The organism is Sphingobium sp. SA2 (assembly GCF_032227065.1).
Classification (GTDB): domain Bacteria; phylum Pseudomonadota; class Alphaproteobacteria; order Sphingomonadales; family Sphingomonadaceae; genus Sphingobium.
The window spans coordinates 748,809-767,786 of sequence record NZ_JAPMXX010000006.1; the positions used below are offsets into that span (position 1 = coordinate 748,809).

Annotated in this window: 17 protein-coding genes; 8 read left to right on the forward strand and 9 right to left on the reverse strand. The window is 64.4% G+C overall.

Features of this window, described 5'->3' with window-relative positions; all coding sequences use genetic code 11:
* Positions 1-80 precede the first annotated feature (80 nt).
* Positions 81-2,660 carry an ATP-dependent chaperone ClpB gene (clpB, locus tag OVY48_RS11255; protein WP_313922879.1) on the forward strand — a complete coding sequence of 860 codons (2,580 nt, stop codon included), beginning with the start codon at positions 81-83 and terminating at the stop codon, positions 2,658-2,660.
* 43 nt (positions 2,661-2,703) lie between these two features.
* On the opposite strand, the gene OVY48_RS11260 is transcribed toward clpB, so the two are convergent.
* Positions 2,704-2,922 carry a hypothetical protein gene (locus OVY48_RS11260; RefSeq protein ID WP_409593673.1) on the reverse strand — a complete coding sequence of 73 codons (219 nt, stop codon included), beginning with the start codon at positions 2,920-2,922 and terminating at the stop codon, positions 2,704-2,706.
* 276 nt (positions 2,923-3,198) lie between these two features.
* Here OVY48_RS11260 and OVY48_RS11265 point away from each other — a divergent pair, with 276 nt between their 5' ends.
* Entirely contained in the window at positions 3,199-4,251 is a 1,053-nt protein-coding gene (locus OVY48_RS11265) for a hypothetical protein (protein ID WP_313922880.1), read from the forward strand.
* Positions 4,252-4,351: 100 nt separating this feature from the next.
* Here OVY48_RS11265 and OVY48_RS11270 read toward each other — a convergent pair whose 3' ends face one another.
* Positions 4,352-7,294: a TonB-dependent receptor domain-containing protein gene (locus OVY48_RS11270; RefSeq protein WP_313922881.1), complete on the reverse strand. Its 2,943-nt coding sequence runs from the start codon at positions 7,292-7,294 to the stop codon at positions 4,352-4,354.
* A 393-nt stretch (positions 7,295-7,687) separates the two neighbouring features.
* Between OVY48_RS11270 and OVY48_RS11275 the strand changes: the two genes are divergently transcribed.
* Positions 7,688-8,236 (forward strand): hypothetical protein, encoded by a 549-nt coding sequence (locus OVY48_RS11275; protein WP_176482676.1) that lies wholly within the window; start codon positions 7,688-7,690, stop codon positions 8,234-8,236.
* 19 nt (positions 8,237-8,255) lie between these two features.
* Here OVY48_RS11275 and OVY48_RS11280 read toward each other — a convergent pair whose 3' ends face one another.
* The 3 genes from OVY48_RS11280 to xseA are packed head-to-tail and all read right to left on the reverse strand — an operon-like array spanning position 8,256 to position 10,830.
* On the reverse strand, positions 8,256-9,095 hold the full coding sequence (locus OVY48_RS11280) for a M23 family metallopeptidase (protein WP_313922882.1): 840 nt from the start codon (positions 9,093-9,095) through the stop codon (positions 8,256-8,258).
* Complete coding sequence (locus OVY48_RS11285; RefSeq protein ID WP_069065681.1) at positions 9,092-9,304, reverse strand: DUF2093 domain-containing protein; 213 nt, start codon at positions 9,302-9,304, stop codon at positions 9,092-9,094. The genes OVY48_RS11280 and OVY48_RS11285 overlap by 4 nt, the downstream gene beginning before the upstream one ends.
* 20 nt (positions 9,305-9,324) lie before the next feature.
* Positions 9,325-10,830 carry an exodeoxyribonuclease VII large subunit gene (xseA, locus tag OVY48_RS11290; protein ID WP_313922883.1) on the reverse strand — a complete coding sequence of 502 codons (1,506 nt, stop codon included), beginning with the start codon at positions 10,828-10,830 and terminating at the stop codon, positions 9,325-9,327.
* On the opposite strand from xseA, the gene purD reads away from it, so the two are divergent.
* Positions 10,829-12,106 (forward strand): phosphoribosylamine--glycine ligase, encoded by a 1,278-nt coding sequence (gene purD, locus OVY48_RS11295; RefSeq protein ID WP_313922884.1) that lies wholly within the window; start codon positions 10,829-10,831, stop codon positions 12,104-12,106. The two genes, xseA and purD, sit on opposite strands and share 2 nt — an antisense overlap.
* Positions 12,107-12,167: 61 nt before the next feature.
* Entirely contained in the window at positions 12,168-12,692 is a 525-nt protein-coding gene (locus OVY48_RS11300) for a hypothetical protein (protein WP_313922885.1), read from the forward strand.
* A 10-nt stretch (positions 12,693-12,702) separates the two neighbouring features.
* Here the strand turns inward: OVY48_RS11300 and OVY48_RS11305 are convergent, their stop codons facing one another.
* The 4 genes from OVY48_RS11305 to mutY are packed head-to-tail and all read right to left on the reverse strand — an operon-like array spanning position 12,703 to position 16,859.
* Positions 12,703-13,506: a 3'(2'),5'-bisphosphate nucleotidase CysQ gene (locus OVY48_RS11305; protein ID WP_313922886.1), complete on the reverse strand. Its 804-nt coding sequence runs from the start codon at positions 13,504-13,506 to the stop codon at positions 12,703-12,705.
* Positions 13,493-14,839 carry a TldD/PmbA family protein gene (locus OVY48_RS11310; protein ID WP_313922887.1) on the reverse strand — a complete coding sequence of 449 codons (1,347 nt, stop codon included), beginning with the start codon at positions 14,837-14,839 and terminating at the stop codon, positions 13,493-13,495. Before OVY48_RS11310 ends, OVY48_RS11305 begins: the two co-directional genes overlap by 14 nt.
* Before the next feature lie 42 nt (positions 14,840-14,881).
* Positions 14,882-15,799 (reverse strand): NAD(+) diphosphatase, encoded by a 918-nt coding sequence (gene nudC, locus OVY48_RS11315; protein WP_313922888.1) that lies wholly within the window; start codon positions 15,797-15,799, stop codon positions 14,882-14,884.
* Entirely contained in the window at positions 15,786-16,859 is a 1,074-nt protein-coding gene (gene mutY, locus OVY48_RS11320; protein WP_313922889.1) for an A/G-specific adenine glycosylase, read from the reverse strand. Before mutY ends, nudC begins: the two co-directional genes overlap by 14 nt.
* Before the next feature lie 26 nt (positions 16,860-16,885).
* Here mutY and OVY48_RS11325 point away from each other — a divergent pair, with 26 nt between their 5' ends.
* The 3 genes from OVY48_RS11325 to OVY48_RS11335 are packed head-to-tail and all read left to right on the forward strand — an operon-like array spanning position 16,886 to position 18,927.
* Positions 16,886-17,428, forward strand: coding sequence for a DUF721 domain-containing protein (locus OVY48_RS11325; protein ID WP_043153727.1), 543 nt, complete (start codon positions 16,886-16,888; stop codon positions 17,426-17,428).
* Between the two features lie 47 nt (positions 17,429-17,475).
* Positions 17,476-18,147, forward strand: coding sequence for a thioredoxin domain-containing protein (locus OVY48_RS11330; RefSeq protein ID WP_313922890.1), 672 nt, complete (start codon positions 17,476-17,478; stop codon positions 18,145-18,147).
* 45 nt (positions 18,148-18,192) lie between these two features.
* The gene (locus tag OVY48_RS11335) at positions 18,193-18,927 is read left to right on the forward strand and encodes a thioredoxin domain-containing protein (protein WP_037478184.1); all 735 of its coding nucleotides are present in this window, start codon (positions 18,193-18,195) and stop codon (positions 18,925-18,927) included.
* Positions 18,928-18,978 lie beyond the last annotated feature (51 nt).

Consider the following 18,978-nt stretch of genomic DNA (forward strand, 5'->3'; position numbering starts at 1 on the left):
CGCCTGCGGAAATTGCGTATCGCCCCTTGTGTGGTTTTTGGGCAACACCACATGAGGGGCAGCATTACGAAGGGCATGTTATGAACCTCGAAAAATTCACCGACCGCGCCAAAGGCTTCCTGCAATCGGCGCAGACTGTCGCGATCCGCATGAACCATCAGCGGATCAGCCCGGACCATCTGTTGAAGGCGCTGCTGGAAGATGAGCAGGGCATGGCGTCGGGGCTGATCAAGGCGGCTGGCGGCGACGCGCCCACGGCGCTGCGCGAAACCGACGCGGCGCTGGCGAAAATCCCCGCCGTGTCGGGCAGCGGCGCGCAGCAGACGCCGGGCCTCGACAATGACATTGTGCGCGTGCTGGACTCGGCCGAACAGGTCGCGGCCAAGGCGGGCGACAGCTTCGTCACCGTCGAGCGGCTGCTCCTCGCGCTCACGCTGGCCACCACCACGGCGGCAGGCAAGGCGCTCGCCGCAGCGGGCGTAAAGCCCGAAGCGCTCAACGCCGCGATCAACAGCCTGCGCCAGGGCCGCACCGCCGACACCGCGGGCGCGGAGGATCGCTATGACGCGCTCAAGAAATTCGCCCGCGACCTGACGCAAGCCGCGCGTGACGGCAAGCTCGATCCGGTCATCGGCCGCGACGAGGAAATCCGCCGCACTGTCCAGATTCTCGCCCGCCGGACCAAGAACAACCCCGTCCTGATCGGCGAACCGGGTGTCGGCAAGACCGCCATCGCCGAAGGGCTGGCGCTGCGCATCGCCAATGGCGACGTGCCCGACACGCTCAAGGACCGCACGCTGATGGCGCTCGACATGGGCGCGTTGATCGCGGGCGCCAAATATCGCGGCGATTTCGAGGAACGGCTAAAGGGCGTTCTCGACGAAGTGAAGGCCGCCGAGGGCCATGTCGTCCTCTTCATCGACGAAATGCACCAGTTGATCGGCGCGGGAAAATCCGAAGGCGCGATGGACGCGGGCAATCTCTTGAAGCCCGCCCTCGCGCGCGGTGAGTTGCACTGCATCGGCGCGACCACGCTCGACGAATATCGCAAATATGTCGAGAAAGACCCCGCGCTCCAGCGGCGGTTCCAGCCCGTATTCGTCGGCGAACCGACGGTCGAGGACACCATCTCGATCCTGCGCGGCCTCAAGGAAAAATATGAACTGCATCATGGCGTGCGGATCACCGACGGTGCGATCGTGTCGGCGGCAACGCTCTCCAACCGCTACATCACCGACCGCTTCCTGCCCGACAAGGCGATCGACCTGATGGACGAGGCCGCCTCGCGCCTGCGCATGGAGGTGGAGTCCAAGCCCGAAGAGATCGAGAATCTCGACCGCCGCATCATCCAGCTCAAGATCGAGCGGGAGGCGCTCAAGAAGGAGAGCGACCAGCCCTCCAAGGACCGACTGTCCGCGCTGGAAGCCGGCCTTGCCAATCTGGAGCAGCAGTCGAGCGAACTGACCAGCCGTTGGCAGGCGGAAAAGGACAAGATTGCGGGCGAAGCCAAGATCAAGGAACAGCTCGACGCCGCCCGGCTGGAACTGGAACAGGCGCAGCGCGCGGGCGATCTCGCGAAGATGAGCGAGCTGTCCTATGGCACCATCCCGGCGCTGGAAAAGCGGCTGGCCGAAGCGGCCACCGCGTCGGAAGGCGCGATGCTGCGCGAGGAAGTGACCGCCGAGGACATCGCTGGCGTCGTCGCCCGCTGGACCGGCATCCCGGTCGAACGGATGCTGACCGGCGAGCGCGAAAAATTGCTCGCCATGGAAGACACGCTGGGCAAGCGCGTCATTGGCCAGGCCCATGCGGTCCGCGCGGTATCGACCGCCGTGCGCCGCGCCCGCGCCGGGCTACAAGATCCCAACCGGCCGCTTGGCAGCTTCCTGTTCCTCGGCCCCACGGGCGTCGGCAAGACCGAATTGACCAAGGCGCTGGCCGGTTTCCTGTTCGACGATGACAATGCGATGGTGCGCATCGACATGAGCGAGTTCATGGAAAAGCACAGCGTCGCCCGGCTGATCGGCGCGCCTCCGGGCTATGTCGGCTATGAGGAAGGCGGCGTCCTGACCGAAGCCGTGCGCCGTCGCCCCTATCAGGTCGTGCTGTTCGATGAGGTCGAGAAAGCCCATGGCGACGTGTTCAACGTCCTGCTCCAGGTGCTGGACGATGGCCGCCTGACCGACGGGCAGGGCCGCACGGTCGATTTCACCAACACGATCATCGTGCTGACATCGAACCTGGGCAGCCAGTATATTGCGGGCCTCGCCGACGACGAGCCGGTCGAAAAGGTCGAGGATCAGGTGATGGAGGTCGTGCGCGGCCATTTCCGCCCGGAATTCCTCAACCGGCTGGACGAGGTCATCCTGTTCCACCGCTTAGGGGCCGCGCATATGGCCCCGATCGTGGACATTCAGGTGGCGCGGGTCGGCAAGCTGCTCAAGGATCGCAAGATCACGCTCGACCTGACCGACGGCGCCCGTGCCTGGCTCGGCCGCGTCGGCTATGATCCGGTCTATGGCGCGCGCCCCTTGAAGCGGGCGGTGCAACGCTATCTCCAAGACCCCCTGGCCGACATGATCCTGCGCGGCCAAGTGCCCGACGGATCGACGGTGCGGGTCGAAGATGGTGATGGCGCGCTGGTGCTGGGGGTCAGCTAAAGGACGAGGGCGTTGCGATCGGCAACGCCCTTCCCGATTCGGGTCAGCCGTTTGGGTTCATGCCTGCCCGGCTGCGGGTGATCATGTCATCGGCGTCGCGGTTCTGCTGTTCTGCACTCGCGCGCCATTCCGCATTGGTCTTGCAGACCCGCTCCTTCTGAACCAGCGACCCGGTGACGGCAAAGCGCTTGCAGCGCACAGCGTCGGGGTGATTCCGGTCCAATTTCGGCTTTTCCTGTGCAACGGCAGGCAGGGCGATCATGAACAGGGTCGATGCAATTACGGTCTTCAAAACATGCATGGTCAATTCTCCCAAAAGATCGGCCATCCGCCCCGTCTCTTCTGCGGGCTACGCCTTGGCCGACCGCTTAGTCGCCAAAGCGGGGATGGATTATCCTGCTGGCGTCGGCTGAGACATAGAATTGCGGCAAGAGCAGCGGTGGCGCAAGTGCGAAATGGGATGATGATGCGCGATCTATGGATCCAACCGCGAAGATTTGGCCGATCCTGTGGCGCAGCTTGTGCCGCATAGGCGGTCATGCCTACAATCCGGGTCATGACTGCTGCCCTCCCCTCTATAGATGACGTCATAACCAGCGCGGAGTGGCTCGCGCACCGTTATGATCCGGGGCATGACGCCTTTCACATGCTGCCGGTTGCGCGGGCGCGCCATGCTGCCGTTCCGTTCCTGACCGACGAATATCTCGTGCCGACACAAGCGCCTATGGTGTTGCGCCGAGCTGACGCCATGGAACGCGCCGCGCCGCCAGCCCCCATCCACTTCATCTTTCATTCGGCCTATTGCTGCTCAACGTTGCTAGCCGCCGCCTGCGACATGCCCGGTACAGCCATGGGCGTGAAGGAACCCGTCCTGCTCAACGACTTGGTGGGCTGGCGATACCGCGGCGCGAAGGGACCGGACGTCGCGCGCATATTGGATGATGCGTTGCGTCTGCTCGCCCGCCCATTTGGCCCCGGCGAAGCCGTCATCATCAAGCCTTCCAATATCGTCAATCCCCTGATCCCTGCGATCATGAGCCTGCGCCCGGAGGCCCGCGCCTTGCTGCTCCACGCGCCGCTCGACGCTTATCTTGGTTCGATCGCGCGCAAGGGGATGTGGGGACGGCTATGGGTGCGCGACCTCTTCGGCAAGCTGGCGCGTGAAGGGGTGCTGGGGGGGCTGGGCATCGCGCCTGCCGACTATCTGGGGCTGACGGACATTCAGGTCGCAGCGGCAGGATGGCTGGCGCAGCAGCAGCAGTTCCAGATGGTGACCCAGCGTTTGGGCCAGCGGGTGGCGACGCTGGACAGCGAGACATTGGTGGCGCGTCCGTCGGACAGCCTGGCGGCTCTGGCCAGATTGTTCGGCCTGAACATCACGGCGGAACGGATCAAGTCCATCGTTGAAGGACCGGTCTTTGCGCGCGACGCCAAACTGGGACGTGATTTCGCGCCCGGTCAGCGCGCGCAGGAAGCGCGGCTGGGGTTGGACATGCATCGCGAGGAAGTCGAAAAAGTCAGCCAATGGGCTGTGTTGCTTGCAAACAACGCCGACATCCCGCTGACATTGCCGCTGCCATTGCTGGGCTAGATACTGGGCCATAACGGCGACCTGGCGTCAGAAGCAGCACAACATGAAAAAAGGGCCGGTGTTTCCACCGGCCCTTTTTCTTAAAGCATGTCCGAACGGATCAGAAGCGGAACTTCACCGCAGCAGCGTAGCGACGACCCAGCGCGTCGTAGGTCGACGGATAGACGTTGCCGCTGTTGTAGGCGGTCGAACCGATGGTCGAGCCGACAACCTTGGGCTTGTTGTTCAGCAGGTTCTGTGCCGTCAGCGTCACCGTCAGATTGTCGGTGATGTGGAAACGGCCCGACAGATCGAAATAATGTTCCGAAGGAATCTTGCGGAATTCTGGTTCGACCATGCAGCCGTCGGGATCAGTCCCTTCTGGATCGGCGCATTCAAAGCCGATGGCAGCAGCCAGATCGTCGGCCAGTGCTGCGGGTTCATATTCCACAGCGTTGATGAAGCGCCACAGCAGCGAGATGTCGAAATTGTCGAACGACAGCGTCGAACGCTGCGAGAACTGGAACTCCGGCTGAATGGAGGGGCAGTTCACGCTGTAGTAGCCCACGCAATCGCGATTGACCGAGGTCGGCGATGCCTGGAACTTCGAGCTGTTGGTCCAGTTACCGACGAACGACAGAGCCAGCTTCGCAAAGCCAACATCCTTCGCATAGTTCATCGTCAGATCGATACCATCGGTCGAAATCGTGCCGAGGTTCGACAAGCCCTGGAACAAACCAGTCGCGGTGTCACCGTCGAGACCGCCCGTGATCGGATCACGGCCGATGATCGTGCATGCCTCGCTGGTTGCATCCAAATTGTCGAAACAGGCCGCGATCGCATCACCCGGCGTCGGGGAAGAAATCGCACCCTTAACCTTGATGTTGTAATAATCGATCGTTGCCGAGAAGCCCGACAGGAACGCTGGCTGAATGACTGCGCCGATGGTGTAGCTGTCCGACTTTTCCGGGCCGAGGGCGAGGTTACCACCACCGGTCGTACGGGCCTGAGCGGCGCTTGGCTGTTCGATGAAGCCGATCGAAGCGGCAGGCGCACCCTGTGCCAAACAAACGGCGCGCAAGGCAGCGTCGGTAACGGGAGCGGAACCTGCGCAAGGATCAACCGAAAGGTTGGTCAGGCCGGTGGTGACCGGCGAGAACAGTTCGGCGATGTTAGGCGCACGCACGGCGCGGGCATATTTGCCGCGAACCTTGAAGCCATCTGCCGGAGTCCAGCTACCGCCTGCGTTATAGGTCCAGGTTTCGTAACCGGGGCTGCCTGCGGCATTGATGCTATACTTCGAATAGCGCACGCCGCCTTCGATCGTGAGATCCTGGAAGAAGGGCTTGTCGGAGATCAGCGGAAGGATGACTTCGCCGACCGCTTCATAAACGTCATAACCGCCGTCGATGTTCGGTGCAGCGCCGCCGGCACCACCCAGATCGCCCGACTGCGACAACAGGTCGGAAACCTGCGACGCCTGATATTTGCGATATTCACCACCGATTGCGAAGGCAACTGGGTTGGCTGCCCAAGGCGAGGTCACGCCAATGTCACCGCTGATCGTAGCACGTGCCTGCGCCAGCGAGAATTTCGTGATGATCTGGCTTTCGGCAGTCAGGAAGTCGTTCATCTCATCGGTGATCGATCCAGTGGGGCCGAAGATGTTGAGCGGAACGCAACCATTGGCCGCATTGAGGCACTCGGTCGTGCTGGTAGCATTCAGAGCCTGACGCACGCGCGAGTTCAGCCAATAGCCCTGCTGGGTCTGAACATTCTCGCTCTCACCATAAGCACCGAACACATCCCAGTCGATCGTGTCGGTGATACCGCCACGCGCGCCGAGCTTATAATCGAAGAAGGTTGTGGTGAACTCGGAGATGCGCGGACCATTTTCCACAGCACGACGCAGGAAGTTGGACGTGAACGTGCGGAAATTGGGATCGTTTGGATCAGTCGCACCAGCGGCGGCTGTACACTGACCAATGCTCAAGCCGTTGGCAGCGCACAATTCGTTACGGGCTGCCGCAGGCAGGTACGGGTTGCTGTAAGGCACCGTGATGGGGATGCCGAATGCCCCCGAAGGCGCGATGATGGTCTTGACCGTGTTCTTCGAGAAGATACCACGGGTATAGACTTCGACCGCGTCGCTGACTTCATAATGCGCCGAACCGAACATGTTGAAACGTTCGAACGGTGTCTGGAAGATGTTGTAGGGGTTGAAGTTGAAGAACGAATAGGTGGGGACCAGTTCGCCGGTGGTGGCGTCGATCTGTTGCGTGCCACCGCCCGGAACGCTGATGCGAACCGGGGTCGAAGTGCCCGAACCGCCAGCCGCGCCGCTGTAGGAATCAATGTTCTCGACCGAGAAGGGACGGCCGCCCTGATAGATGGGGTCGGTCTGCTGATAGCCGATCGAGAAGACGGCGTTACCGCGACCATCATCGAAATTGGCGCCCAGCGTTACGTCTGCGCGCAGCGTGTGGCCGTCGCCTTCTTCCGTGATCTGGTTCGAGAAATTCGCTTCCAGACCCGAAAAATCGGACTTGGTGACGAAGTTGACAACACCCGAAATGGCGTCGGCGCCATAGGTCGTCGATGCACCACCGGTCAGAACGTCAACGCGCTCTACCAGAGCGAGCGGAATGTTGTTGAGATCGAAACGGCCGTTCAGTTCGGCAGGAACCAGGCGCGTACCGTCGAGCAGGACGATGTTACGGTTGGAACCCATGCCGCGCAAATCGACGAACGAGGCGCCGCCATTGCCATTGTTGACGGCCGAACCGATGCTGGGAACGATACCCGGAATTTCACGCAGAATTTCTTCGGCGGTGTTGTTCTGCTTCAGTTCGATGGTGTCAGCGCTGGTCGTCGTGACCGGGCTGGAGCGTTCCAGGTTCGGATTGCGGATCAACGAACCGGTAACGATGATGGTGTCGCCCGCTTCTGCACCAGCGGCCTGCGGCGCTTCCTGTGCGAATGCGGCGGTTGCGATCAGCGACGCGCCCAGGATCGCCGGTGCGGCGCTGGCACGCAGAAGTGCCCTCTTTGAAAATGTCTTCACGGTCCAGTCCCTTGCTCTGGAGGTTGGCAGATGACCTGCCACTCTATGTACCTACGGAGGGATAAGGTGCCCGACAGCGATCCCCCCATATGCATGACCGCGAAACTGCGCGGGGAGCAGGGCGCTGTAAAGCGCGGGAAAAGGGCATTCACCGCTTTTGAATGGGGCTGTATCATAAATGCAACAAGCGCGTGCTAGAGCTGTTTTACGGCTGATTAGTAACATAATTTCGCGAATGCGCCCTGTTGCGATCCATTGATGTCTGCGCGTCGATCATGCTCGACTGAAAATGGCGCAGACGCGACTGACCGTGGCGATCCTGCGATATATTGACCTTGTTTTCAGCCGATGCATGCTAGGGCGTGGACGGGTCGATTGAAGAGGAGAGACGGCATGAAGCGCTTGAACACCGGACTGATGGGCGTGTTTTTGTGCCTCACTACGGTCAGCGCGAGCGCCGCGCCGCAGCGTCAGCAGCCCCGGCCGGAGATTTTCACCGACCTGCTGCAATGCCGATCCATCACGCAGGATGCAGAGAGATTGGCCTGTTTCGACCGTCAGGTCGGCGCGATCGACGCCGCTGCGCAGCGCGACGAAGTGGTGGTGTTGGACAAGAGCGAACTTAACAAGACGCGCAAGACGCTATTCGGTTTTTCCTTCCCCAAGCTGCCATTTCTGGGCGGCGGCGAAGAGGATGACAGTGGCGAGGCGAAGGTGGACGGCGTCGATCAGATCGAGGCGGTGATCACGTCGGTCCGCAGCCTGGGCTATGGCAAGTGGCAGATCGGGCTGGAAGATGGCGCGGTTTGGGCCACCACCGAAGCGATCAGCGCGCGCGACCCCAAGGTCGGACAGAAGATCGAACTCAAACGCGCCGCCATGGGCAGTTTCATGGGCAAGGTCGAAGGCGGCCGCGCGGTGCGGATGAAGCGGGTCAGCTAAACCGCTTCATCGCCCCTCTTCACCGTCCCTGCGGCATCGGCCCCGCGACCAGCAGCGGGTCGATGCGCGCATCGTTCCACTTCATGCCCCAATGAAGATGCGGGCCGGTGGCGCGGCCGGTCGCGCCGATCGCGCCGATGCGTTGCCCCTGGGTCACAGTGTCGCCGGGCTTCACATCGATTCGCGACAGATGCAGGAAGGCGCTGTTGAGGCCATGGCCATGGTCGATCATCAGCAAATGCCCTTCCAGCGTGAAGGGCTTGGCTGTCGCCGCCAGGATCACCACCCCATCGGCGGGGGCGACAACCGGCGTGCCGGTCGCGCCCGCGACATCGACGCCGCCATGATAGGCGCCCGGCTGCCCCTGATAGACACGCTGCGATCCGAACAGCCCGGAAATACGCCCCATCGCAGGCCAGATGAAGCGTTGCCGCCAGCCCTTGGCATCGGTGTTGAGCCTACGGGCGGCAGCGATCTGCGCCAGTTCGGGCCGACGCAGCGCCAGGAAGGCTTCCGTGCTTTTGGTGGGGCGCATCGGCGCGTTGATGCGCTCGATCCGCCAGGGGCGGGAGGCGATGGTCAGGCTTTTTTCGACCGTCCGTCCGTCGGCAAATTGCGCCGTCAGCCGCGCGGTGGGCGCGGCGTCCCGGTCGAAGGCGATCAGGAAGCGGCCATCGGCATCGACCGGCACGACCTCCGCACCCAGCCGAAGCGAGACTATATCGGCAGGCGCGGTGCCAGCCACCACGCCGCCCTGCGTCATCGTGCCGGTAAGGCGGAGGTCGTCGGACAGGGGCGGTGCCGCCGCTATCGTTATTCCCAAGACGGCAGGCAACAGCAGGAAGGCGAGACGATTCATGGGATGCGTTTCGCCGCGCGTTCCGCCTGCACCGATGCTTCTGCGCTGGCATAGGGTTCCTGCCGGGCGATGCTCCAATAGCGCAGATCTTCGAGCGCGATCTTCTGCCCCGTGACCGCGCACAGCACATGATCGCCCGCCTGCAACACGCGGAAGCTGTAGGGCATATAATGAAGCCGGGCGATCCGGTCGCGGTTGGACATGAGCATCGGTCGGGCCTTTCAGAAGGTCAGGAGAAAAGATCCTGCTGCGGCGGTGCGTCGGCGCTGCGCGGTTTGCGGGACTGGCGTGGTGTGGACGATATAGCGGCAGGGTCCGGCTTCTCAAGCAAGGCTGCGCCCTGCCCGACCGTCGCATCGACCGTTCCATCCTTGAAATGCAGCGTCACCGCGCCTGCAGCCTGCGCCGCCGCGACGGATTGGACGAGCCGCCCCCCTGCCATCACGCGGGCATAGCCGCGCGCCAGCGGCCGGTCGGGATCAAGCGAGGTGAAATGACGCGACACCCGGTCGAAGGCCGTCGCGCGATCGGTCAAGACCCGCGCCAGATAATCGGGACGCGGCCGCAACCGTTCGAGCCGCTCACTTGCACGGGCGAGTTGCTGCTGGAGCAGCGCCGGTCGCAACGCACCGCCCGCCTGCCCCAGTTGCGCGCGGGCGTCGGCGATCCGGTGGCGCAGGCCGCTGGCCAGGGCTTCGGACAATTGATCGAGCCGCTGACGCTGCGGCGCAAGCAGCATGTCGGGGGTGGGCATCAGCCGCGCCTGCATGTCGAGGCGCTCTTTCGCCTGCGCGGCGTTGCGGCGAACCGCGCGTCCCGCCCGCAGGCCCATTTCAGCGAGGGTGGCGAGGAGGTCGGCGCGCACCGGTACCGCCATCTCCGCCGCTGCGGTCGGCGTAGGCGCACGGCGATCGGCGGCATGATCGCACAGGGTCGTGTCGGTCTCATGCCCGACCGCCGAGATGATCGGGATGGTGCAATCGGCGACGGCGCGGACGACGATTTCCTCGTTGAAGCTCCACAAATCCTCGATCGACCCGCCGCCGCGCGCGACGATGACGAGGTCGGGCCGGGGCACGGGGCCGTTGCCGTCCATGGCGGAAAAGCCGCGCACAGCGCGCGCGATCTGCTCGGCGGCACCATTGCCCTGCACCAATACCGGCCAGACCAGGACGTTGGTCGGGCAGCGATCGGCAAGACGATGGAGAATGTCGCGGATCACCGCGCCTGTGGGCGAGGTGACGACGCCGATGGTGCGGGGCAGGAAGGGCAAAGGCTGCTTGCGCTCGGCCGCAAACAGGCCTTCGGCGGCGAGCTTGGCCTTGAGCTTTTCGAGCAGCGCCATCAGCGCGCCTTCGCCCGCCAACTCCATCCGCTCGATGACGATCTGATATTTGGAGCGGCCGGGATAAGTAGTCAGCTTGCCGGTGGCGATCACCTCGACCCCGTCCTGCGGGGAAAAGGCCAGCCGCTGCGCCCCGCCCTTCCACATCACGCCATCCAGCACGGCATTATCGTCCTTGAGCGCCAGATAGAGATGCCCTGACGCCGCGCGCTTGAAACCGGAAATCTCGCCACGCAGGCGAACATGGCCAAAGCGGTCCTCGACCGTGCGCTTGAGCATGCCCGACAATTCACTGACCGACAGCGGCGGCGCGTTGTCCCCTGCGCGTTCCTCCGCTAACAGGCGGCCCATACTGTCATAGGCATCGAAATCCGGGGACGTGGGCGACATGAACATCCTTTTGCTTGGCGGCGGTGGCCGCGAACATGCGCTGGCGTGGAAGCTGGCGCAATCGCCCCGGCTCGGTACGCTCTACGCCGCGCCGGGCAACCCCGGCATAGCCGAGCAAGCGACGTTGGTCGACCTCGACGCGACGGATCATCGCACCGTGCTGGATTTCTGCACCCGCCATTCGATCGGGCTGGTGGTGATCGGTCCCGAAGCGCCGCTGGTGGACGGGCTGGCCGATAATCTGCGCACCATGGGCGTTCCGGTGTTCGGCCCCAGCAAGAAGGCCGCGCAACTGGAGGGGTCCAAGGGGTTCACCAAGGATCTGTGCCAGCGCGCCCATATCCCGACCGCCGCCTATCAGCGCGTCACCAGCAAGGACGGCGCGATCGCCGCGCTGGACGATTTCACGTTGCCGGTGGTGATCAAGGCCGATGGACTGGCGGCGGGCAAAGGCGTCATCATCGCCGAAACGCGCGAGGAAGCGCTCGAAGCGCTCGACACCATGTTTTCGGGCGCGTTCGGTGCGGCTGGCGAGGAAGTGGTGCTGGAAGAATTCATGACCGGCGAGGAAGCCAGTTTCTTCGCCCTCACCGATGGCACCGCCATCCTGCCCTTTGGATCGGCGCAGGATCACAAGCGGGTGGGCGATGGCGACACCGGCCCCAATACCGGGGGCATGGGCGCCTATAGCCCCGCGCGCGTGCTGACGCCCGACCTGGAGCGCCAGGTGATCGACACGATCATCGCACCGACGGTGGCGACGATGGCCGCGGAAGGAATGCCCTATTCCGGCGTTCTCTATGCCGGGCTGATGCTGACCGAGCAGGGGCCAAAGCTGATCGAATATAATGCCCGTTTCGGCGACCCCGAATGCCAGGTGCTGATGATGCGTTTCGATGGCGATCTGGTCGACCTATTGCTGAGCGTCGCGCAGGGGACGTTGGCCGAGCAGGGACCGGTACAACTGGCGGACCGCACGGCGCTGACCGTCGTGATGGCGGCCAATGGCTATCCGGGCACGCCGGAAAAGGGCGGCGCGATACAGGGGATTGATGCGGCGCAGGCGCGTGGCGCGATGGTGTTCCATGCAGGCACAGTGCAACAGGGTGGTGCGCTGGTCGCCAATGGCGGGCGCGTCCTGAACGTGACGGCGACGGGAGACAGCGTGGGCGCAGCGCAGGCGGCTGCCTATGCAGCGGTCGATGCGATCGATTTCCCGACCGGCTTTTGCCGTCGCGATATCGGCTGGCGCGAGGTTAAGCGCGAACAGGCGTGAAGGCTTGCCGTTCGGGACAAAGCGTCCTTACATAGCCGCACGATATTCAGGGAGGCGCGTGATGCAGGAATTCTTCATGGACTATGGGCTGTGGCTGCTGGTCGGTCTGCTGGTGATCATCGGCCTTGTCTTCCTGTTGTCAGGCAAGGGCAAGACGAAGGAGGTTTCGCCACCTTCTGCGGTTGAAGCGGGAACAATCCCAGTTGCAGCCGTGCCGGTCGTCCCGCCCGTGGTGATTGAACCGGTGGCCGTCGAACCCGTGGCGGTAGAGCCGATTGCGGTAGAGCCTGTGGCGGTGGTCGAAGCGGAAGCGCCTGCGCCCGTGGCTGCCGGGACACCGGAAGCAGGCGAGGATGACCTGCTGCGCATGAAAGGGGTCGGCCTCAAGCTCAAGGCGTTGCTGCACGAGCTGGGCATCACCCGCTTTGCGCAGATCGCTGCCTGGACCGACACGGACATCGCCGCGATCGACGCAAGACTGGGCAATTTCAAGGGGCGTCCTATCCGCGACCAGTGGGTCGATCAGGCGAAATATCTGGCCGCGGGCGATATTGCCGGGTTCGAAGCGCAATATGGCAAGCTGTAAGGCCTGAGCGTCAGCCCGGCGCACCGCCCAATATTTCGCGGGCGCGGGGGGCCAACCGATCCGTGGCGGCAGCATGAATGCCGGGCGCAGCGCAAAGCAGGCCGAAAGCGGTCGGTTTGGGGCGGTTGAAGCGCATCGGCGCACCCAGGGCGTCGGTGACCGTCGCCCCGGCCCGCTGACAGATGAGCGCGGCGGCGGCGACATCCCACTCATTGCCCCAACGCACCGTGGCGACCAGATCGGCCTCATCGGCGGCCACCATGGCCATCCGCAGCGCGATGCTGTTGGGCTTTTCGACCGTCACCAGATCGCGGTCGATGCGCGGCAGTTGATCGGCGGGCACGCGGGCACCCGGCAGCGTCGTGCGGTCGCCCGCGCGCAGGGTCAGCCCATTGCGTGTCGCCGGGCCATCCGCCTGCGCGATCCACAGTTCATTGCGGGCAGGTGCGGCCAATATGCCGAGCCGCACATCGCCATCCTCGATCAGCGCGACCGATACCGCCCAGCCGGGCCGTCCGCGCAGATAATCGCGGGTGCCGTCGATGGGATCGACCACCCAGACGCGCGGCACGCCCAGGCGATGGACCGTGTCGGCCGTCTCCTCCGACAGCCAGCCCGCTTCCGGGTCGATCTGGCCCAGCCGTTCGCGCAGCAGCGCGTCGATCTCCAGATCGGCCTCGCATACCGGATGGCCCGGCACTTTTTCCCATTGACGCACGCGGGTATCGCCGCCCGCCCAGAGGGTCAGCGCATGATCGGCCGCATCGGCGACCGCCGACACGATCGCGCGCAGATCTATATCAGCCCCCGGCAACGGTCATTCCATCCACGCGCAGCGTCGGCACGTTCATGGCATAGCGAAAATGCAGGTCGTTGGCGGGGATGAGCGCGCGGAACATCGCCTTCAAATTGCTGGCGATGGTGATTTCCGACACCGCATGGGCGACCGCGCCATTTTCGATCAGGAAGCCCGCAGCTCCCCGGCTATAATCGCCAGTCACGCCATTGACGCCCATGCCGATCAATTCGGTGACATAGAGGCCGCGTTTTACGTCGGCCATCAGGTCGCCCGGCGAAACCGTACCGGCCTCCATATGGACATTGGTGATGCTGACGCCCGGCGCGCCGCTGCCGCCCCGGCTGGCATGGCCGGTCGGCTCCAGGCCCAATTGCCGCGCCGAAGCGCTGTCCATCAGCCAGCCAGTCAACACGCCCCGGTCGATCAGCGCGCGTGGCGCAACCGGCAGCCCTTCGCCATCGAAGGGGCGCGAGCGGAGCCCTCGTGGCACCTGCGGATTGTCGATGATGGTGACGCCCGCGTCGAACAGCGCTTCGCCCAGCGATTCGAGCAGGAAGCTCGACCGGCGCGCGATCGCCGGGCCGACCATGCCGCCGATCAGATGACCAAGCAGACTGGAGCCGATGCGCGGATCGAAGATCACCGGCATGACGCCACTTTCCACCTTCACCGGATTGAGCCGGGCGACCGCGCGCTGGCCTGCGCGCATGCCGATCGCCTCGGCATTGTCCAGATCCTCCAGATGGCGCACGCTATGGCTGGCATGGTCGCGCTGCATGTCCGACCCTGCGCCTGCCAGCACGCTGGCCCAGGTCGAGTGGTTGGTGCCTGCATAGGCACCGGCAAAGCCATGGCTGGTCGCGAGCGCCACCTGGCTGCGGCCGTTCGAGGCACCGCCACCTTCACTGTTGGTGATGCCCGGCACCGAACGCGCGGCCTCCTCCGCCAGCAGCGCGCGTTCGCGCAGCGCGGCGGGTTCGGGCTCCCGCTCATCGGTCAGGTCGAGCGCAGGCGGGCGCTTCTTCATGAGGCGATCTTCGGGCGCGAGACCCGCATAAGGATCTTCCGGGGCTTCGCGCGCCATGGCGACGGCGCGATCGACCAGCGTGGCCAGCGTCGCCGGGTTCATGTCCGAGGCGGAGATGCTGGCCGACCGGCTGCCGATGAAGACACGCAGGCCGATCTCTTCCCCCTCCGATCGTTCGACATCCTCCAGCAGGCCGAGCCGCACCGACACATTGGTCGAAGCGTTGCAGGCATAGATGGCGTCGGCCGCATCCGCCCCTGCCTTGCACGCGGCGCTGACCAGATCCTGCGCGCGCGACTGGGCTTCTTCTAGGCTGAGCATGGAGGCGTGGGTTTCCCGAAACGATAAGAGGAGCCTGTGGCCTTACGCGCTTGCGCCCATGGGGGCAACGCCCGCCAGCCAGCGGTCAAACAGGTGCCAGGCGACCGCCATCTGCGGCGGCGCGAGGAAGGGCGCGCCGGGCTCCTCCGCTATCGCCGCGCGAACGGCGTCGGCATCGCACCAGAAAGCATCCTCGATCTCGGTCTGATCGAGCGTCAGCGCGTCGTCGTCCGCCTGCGCGATGCAGGCGATCATAAGCGACGAAGGAAAGGGCCAGGGCTGGCTCATGACATAGCGCACGTCGCGGACGCGGATGCCCGCTTCCTCGAACAGTTCACGCGCCACGGCTTCCTCGATCGTCTCGCCGGGTTCGACAAAGCCTGCCAGCGCCGAATAGCGCCCCTGCGGCCAGGCATGTTGCCGCCCGACCAGCACCCGGCCTTCATGTTCCGCCAGCATGATGACGACCGGATCGGTGCGCGGGAAATGTTCGGCGGCGCAAAGATCGCACCGCCGCGACCAGCCTGCCTTCACCGGCTGGGTCGGCCCGCCGCAGACGGAGCAGAAACGGTGGCGTGCATGCCAGTGAACCAGGCTGCGCGCCGTGCCGTATAGCGCGACCTCCGCCGCTGGCACCAGCCCGGCGATGGCGCGACTGCGCGGGGTAGGGATGAGGTTGGGACCGAGATCGGCGACCAATCGCGCGAAGATCGGCTGCCCGGCGGGGTCGATGCCGAGCAGCACATGATCCGTGACATGGGCGTCCGCCGCCAGCGGCTCCAGCACCAAGTGGCCGTCCACCTCGACCGGCTCCAGACCGTCAAGCACGAGTAGCCGCGCGGCGGGGTCAGCACAGGCTTCCGCCAGCTTGGCCGGGTTGGAGCGGATATGGTCCACCCGATCGATCGTGCCGCCAGCGAAACCGGGCAGTTTCTTTATGACCGGATTAGTGCCGTGCATCGCTGACATCCTCTTTCTTCATGGCCGTTTCAGCCGCGCGCACGAACAGCGTCGGCAATCCCGCCTCCGCCAGTCGATCGATCGGCCACCATTCGCCTGCACCTGACGGCACATGATCCTGATTCACCTGGATCGCATGGACCGTCAATGCCAGCGAGAAATGGGTGAAGACATGCGCGACCGGCGGCTCCAGCGTTTGCCAGGCCCCGGCAAAGGGCGGGGTCGGATCGGGCGCGTCGCCCCATGCCGATCCGGGCAAGCCGCGCATGCCGCCTAGCAATCCCTTGTCCGGGCGGCGCACCAGCCAAACATGACCGTCTGCCCGCTCGATCCAGAAGGCGTGGCCCAGCCGATGCGGCTTGGCCTTTTTCGCGGCCTTGACCGGAAAAGCGGCCGGGTCGGCAGTCAGGACGGCAGCGCAATCGGCGCGCAAGGGGCAGATGCCGCAGGCGGGATTGCGCGAGGTGCAGATGGTCGCGCCCAGATCCATCATCGCCTGGGCAAAATCCCCGGCGCGGGTATCAGGCGTAATACTATCCGCTGCTTCGCGGATCGCCGGACGGGCAGCAGGCAGCGGGGTGGTGATCGCGAACAGCCGGGCGACGACGCGCTCGACATTGGCATCCACCACCACGGTGCGGCGGCCAAAGGCGATAGCAGCGACGGCAGCAGCGGTATAGGCGCCCACGCCCGGTAGCGCGCGCAGGCCTTCTTCTGTATCGGGAAACGCGCCCCCATGCTCGCCCGCCACTGCCCGCGCGCAGGCAAGCAGGTTGCGGGCGCGGGCATAATAGCCAAGCCCGGCCCAGGCGGCCATCAAATCGGCATCCGCTGCCGCCGCCAGCGCCTCCACGCTCGGCCAGCGTTCAGTGAATTTGGCGAAATAGGGACCGACTGCTGCCACCGTGGTCTGTTGCAGCATCACTTCGGACATCCAGACGCGATAGGGATCGGTCGCATTGCTCCCCGGCGGCGCGCGCCAGGGCAGGCGACGGGCGTGGACATCATAATGGGCGAGCAGGTCGCTCGCGATTTTTGACTCTCTACCCTCGACGCGCATGGCGGCCCTATGCCATGGTGCGGGCGATGACGGAACGCCCCCCAGTGCCGAAAGTGAAAAGCCGCGCCGCCTTGCCCGTCGAGCGGCCGCGGATCGGTGCGAGCCGCCAGATTGCGGACCTTATGCCCGACATCGGCCGCGCCGCTTTCCGCAAGTTCGGCTTCGTCCAGTCGAGCATCGTCACCCGCTGGACCGAGATTGTCGGCAGCCATTATGCCGCGATCACCGCGCCCGAATCGATTCGCTTCCCGGTCGGCAAGAAGGCGGGCGGCACATTGCAGCTGACGGTGATGAGCGGCCATGGACCGATGGTGCAGCATATGCTGCCCGACATGATCGAGCGGGTGAACCGCTTCTTTGGCTATGCCGCCGTCGCCAAAGTGGCGATGCGGCAAGGCGATATCCTGCCCGCCACGGCCGAACGCCGCCCGCCGCCACGGAATTTGCGGCCGATCCCGGTCGAACTGGGCGATTCGTTGCGGGGCATTGGCGATCCCGAATTGCGCACCGTACTGGAATCGCTGGCACAGGGGCTTGCCAATAGCAGCGGCCCGCCCAAGATCGGCTGATGCCGTTACGCTTTCGTTCAGCCGATATCCGCCAGGAACCCGTCCCCATGATCCTTGCCCGCTTCCTGCCTCTCGCCCTCATCGCCCTGCCCACTGCCCTGGTTGCCGCGCCTGCCACCAACTGGGTGAACCGCGTGGTGATCTCGCCAATCGGCGGGCATGTGATGGGCAATCCGTCGGCCACGACCAAGCTGGTCGAATATGTCAGCTATACCTGCAACCATTGCGCCCAGTTCGTGGGGCAAGCGAGCGGGCCGCTCAAGACCGGCTATGTGACGGGCGGCAAGGTCAGCGTCGAGGTGCGCAATGCGGTGCGCGACAAATATGACCTGACCGCCGCGTTGCTTGCGCGCTGCGGCGGCCCGGCCCGCTTCATGGGCAATCATGAAGCGCTGTTCGCCAATCAGGATGCTTGGATGGCGCAGATCGAAACCTATGATCGCGACGCGACCAAGCCGACCGACCAGATCGCCGCCCTGCGCGATATCGGCCAGAAGACCGGACTGTACACGCTGATGGGCAAGCGCGGCTACAAGCCCGCGCAGCTCGACGCCTGCATCGCCAGCCCGATGGCGATGAAGCAGGTAATGGCGATGACCGACGATGCGTGGAACAAGGTGAAGATCACCGGCACGCCCGGTTTTACCGTCAACGGCACGCGGGTCGAAGGATCGACCTGGACCATCCTTCAGGCCGCATTGCCGCCAGCCGCGCGCTGATCTAGACTCGTCCCCCAATCATCCATCATCGGAGCCTTGCCCGTCGTGAAAGCCTTTTCCGGTCTTGCCCTTGTCGCCCTTAGCCTGACCCTCGCCGCGTGCGGCAAGAGCGAGGAAGGTGCCACGCCCACCGGCGAATCGGTCGCCGCCGTTGCGCCGCCAGCGGGCACCAGCTGGTCGCAGACGGTCGCCGAAACGCCGGATGGCTATTTTCTGATGGGTAATCCCGCCGCGAAGGTGAAGCTGGTCGAATTCGGCTCCTATACCTGCAGTCATTGCAAGGATTTCACCGCCGAAGCGTCGGAAGAAATCAACAAGCTGGTCGACACCGGCAAGATGAGCTTCGAGTTCCGCCCCTATGTGCGTGACCCGATCGACATTTCGACGGCGCTGCTGGCGCGTTGCGGCGGCAAGGATATCTATTATCCGCTGTCGGAGCAGTTCTTTGCCAACCAGACCGCCATGTTCGACAAGGCGCAGGCGATGGGCGATGAACGCTATCAAGCGGTTATGAGCGCGCCGCCCGTAGAACGTTTCGGACAGTTGGCGAATGCTTTGGGCCTCGTCGAATTCGCGCAGCAGCGCGGCATCTCGGCGGATCAGGCCAAGCAGTGCCTGGCCGACACGGCTGCTGCGGAAAAGCTGGCCAAAGGCGTTGAGACGGCCAACAGCCAGTATCAGATCACCGGGACGCCGAGCTTCCTGATCAACGGCGTGCTGGTCGACAATGCCGCGAACTGGGCCTCGCTCCAGCCCAAGCTCAAGGCAGCGGGACTCTGATTGCCGGCCGGGGGGCGGACATCGGCGCTTGAAGGAACCGGGGCGAGGCAT

Coding starts and splice junctions, on each gene's coding strand:
- OVY48_RS11260 (WP_409593673.1), bottom strand. CDS start 2,922: ATGATCGCCCTGCCTGCCGTTGCACAGGAAAAGCCGAAATTGGACCGG.
- OVY48_RS11325 (WP_043153727.1), top strand. CDS start 16,886: ATGACGGAACGCCCCCCAGTGCCGAAAGTGAAAAGCCGCGCCGCCTTG.
- xseA (WP_313922883.1), bottom strand. CDS start 10,830: ATGTCGCCCACGTCCCCGGATTTCGATGCCTATGACAGTATGGGCCGC.
- OVY48_RS11265 (WP_313922880.1), top strand. CDS start 3,199: ATGCCTACAATCCGGGTCATGACTGCTGCCCTCCCCTCTATAGATGAC.
- mutY (WP_313922889.1), bottom strand. CDS start 16,859: ATGCGCGTCGAGGGTAGAGAGTCAAAAATCGCGAGCGACCTGCTCGCC.
- OVY48_RS11275 (WP_176482676.1), top strand. CDS start 7,688: ATGAAGCGCTTGAACACCGGACTGATGGGCGTGTTTTTGTGCCTCACT.
- OVY48_RS11300 (WP_313922885.1), top strand. CDS start 12,168: ATGCAGGAATTCTTCATGGACTATGGGCTGTGGCTGCTGGTCGGTCTG.
- nudC (WP_313922888.1), bottom strand. CDS start 15,799: ATGCACGGCACTAATCCGGTCATAAAGAAACTGCCCGGTTTCGCTGGC.
- clpB (WP_313922879.1), top strand. CDS start 81: ATGAACCTCGAAAAATTCACCGACCGCGCCAAAGGCTTCCTGCAATCG.
- OVY48_RS11330 (WP_313922890.1), top strand. CDS start 17,476: ATGATCCTTGCCCGCTTCCTGCCTCTCGCCCTCATCGCCCTGCCCACT.
- OVY48_RS11285 (WP_069065681.1), bottom strand. CDS start 9,304: ATGCTCATGTCCAACCGCGACCGGATCGCCCGGCTTCATTATATGCCC.
- OVY48_RS11280 (WP_313922882.1), bottom strand. CDS start 9,095: ATGAATCGTCTCGCCTTCCTGCTGTTGCCTGCCGTCTTGGGAATAACG.
- OVY48_RS11310 (WP_313922887.1), bottom strand. CDS start 14,839: ATGCTCAGCCTAGAAGAAGCCCAGTCGCGCGCGCAGGATCTGGTCAGC.
- purD (WP_313922884.1), top strand. CDS start 10,829: ATGAACATCCTTTTGCTTGGCGGCGGTGGCCGCGAACATGCGCTGGCG.